1 protein-coding gene is annotated in these 2,303 nt (G+C 41.2%); it reads right to left on the reverse strand.

Going from position 1 to position 2,303, the window contains the following annotated elements; translation table 11 throughout:
* Nucleotides 1–264: 264 nt before the first annotated feature.
* A partial coding sequence (locus ASL19_RS17925) for a bluetail domain-containing putative surface protein (protein ID WP_072149142.1) occupies nucleotides 265–2,303 on the reverse strand: 2,039 nt, incomplete at its 5' end.

Genomic DNA, 2,303 nt, shown 5'->3' on the forward strand with positions numbered 1-2,303 from the left:
ACCATCCATGGACTGCCAGAACTTATCTGACAGGGAGAACGCCTGTAAGTTATCAGTTATGATGCTAAAAACCTTCTCTCCAACAAGTTTCATGGCAAGGTCACCTTGGTAATTATCTGTTGCGAGTATACCATGACAAAACATAAATTAGCAACAGTTTTAGATTGAATGATAAAAATATTTTATGATCTGGTTTTTATTGGTATGGGTTAGGTTGGTTAAGATTTGTATGAATAATATGTGGGTGAGTCACATGATCTATTTCTACACAAACACACTACCCTCTGCTATATTTCCTAAATCCGGTAAATTACTACTATATCCCGTTAGATTAATCACCAAATCTGTAGCAGGATTAAACCCTCCTACCCCATCATTCACTATTAAATAAGTGCCACCTATTCCCTGTGCTGTTGACACAACCAATGCTGCACTGTTAGTCCCCAAACCTTGATTTCCATCTAATGCTCCATTCCCATCAATAAATACACTATCCACCAAGCTACTCAGTGTACTAGCACTGTTATTGCTAGCACGGGTTAATACACTGGGTGACACCCCATTCACCCTTATCTTGTCCTTGCCAAATTGAAAATCCCCTATTCTATCTGGTTTACCCACTACAGAATCCCCAAGGTTAAACACAAAGGTGTCGTTTCCTTGTAGTCCTGTCAGCACGTTTTGACCACTGTTTCCCGTGATTACATTGTCCCTCCTGTTACCTATGCCATTGATATCCTCCGTACCAGAGAGGGTTAAGTTCTCTATCTGCGGTAGGGAAGCTAGATTATAGTTAATACTGGAAAATACAGTGTCGTTACCTTCGTTGGGTAGTTCAATAATTACCACACTCGCACTATTTACCCTAATAATATCATCTCCTTTTCCTGGCGTTACCGTGGTTTGACCCGTGGTGGCATTTATATCATCTCCTTGGTCCGTGCCAGATATTACCTTGGGTTGACCATTTCCCACTAAGGTCAGTGGTCTAGCTTGTAGGGTATATCCGGGTGCTACATCCACCGCTGTCACATTTACCTTACTTTGCTGGAAGGATGAAACGGTATTAAAGGCAAAATCTCCTATTTTCACTGGCAGATTTTGATTGGGCCAATTACCATTAAAGTCGGCATATTGAATTTGAATATAACGGTTAGTAGAAGTGTCTCCATCCAGATCTTGTTCATCTAGGTTGTCAGTTACATCCCCAAATAAGTCTGTTGACAGTAGATTACTAGCACTTTGGTAAGAGATTTGATTAGAATTGTAGTGGAGACGTATTCCTATACCTGTTAGAGTGTTGTCAGCACTATCCACATTATAGGTAACTCCTATAGAAACAGGAGTGAGGGAGGAATTAGAAGTAGTTAGGTCAATAATTTGCTTTGAGGAGGAAGTAGTGTTAAAGGTCTGGGCAAATAGGGGTAACAAGGTAGTTTGTTGGGGAACGAACGGGGAAGCTGAGGAAGTACCGCTAATACTTGCTAGATAGGATTCAATCTGGCTGAGATTACGAGTAGCATTGGGAGATATGGCCCCATTGATTAAAGCATTTCCGGTGAATGTTCCGCCAAACAGGTAACGTACTGCCATAATCCCATCGGAGAGGGGGGTAACTTTACCATCACCATCTATATCCAGTATGCTCCCCGCTTCTCCTAGGTAGGTTCTAATCTCACTGGAGGTGCGAGTTGCATTAGATGCGATCGCATTTCTTGTCAGGGCATCTCCAGGAAAGTTGCCAAACAAGTAGCGCATAATCATGATGCCATCAGATAAGGCATCTGAAGTATAGTTACCATCTACATCTAGAGTCCAGTTTTGTTTATATATTTCTATGGGAGCAGCTTCAAGGGTATAGCCAGGAGCAGCGCTAACACTAGTAATATTGAGTTGAGTTTCTTGAAAATTGGTGCTAGTGGTGAAAGCAAAATCTCCCAATTTCACTGGAAGCGACTTATTGGGCCAGTTACCATTGGTAGCAAAGTATTGGATTTGAATATAGCGGTCTGTAGTATTATCTTTATCAAAGTTTTGGTTATCTAAATTATCACTAACAGCTCCAAATAGATTGGTTGATAATAGATTCGTCACCTGTTGATAAGATAGGTCACTGGAGTCATAATGAAGACGAATGCCAATGCCATTGAGAGAATTGTTAGAATTAGACGTATTATATAAAAGGGGAACGGTTAGAGTTGCACTAGGTGTGGCTCTTAGTCTGTTAGATGTGCTGGTAATTTGTTGATTATCCCCTAGGTCATCGTTGGTAATTGTCCCCGTGACTCCACTGGTGGTTCCAA

Origin of the sequence: Cylindrospermopsis sp. CR12 (assembly GCF_001432185.1) — a bacterium.
Lineage (GTDB): Bacteria > Cyanobacteriota > Cyanobacteriia > Cyanobacteriales > Nostocaceae > Raphidiopsis > Raphidiopsis raciborskii.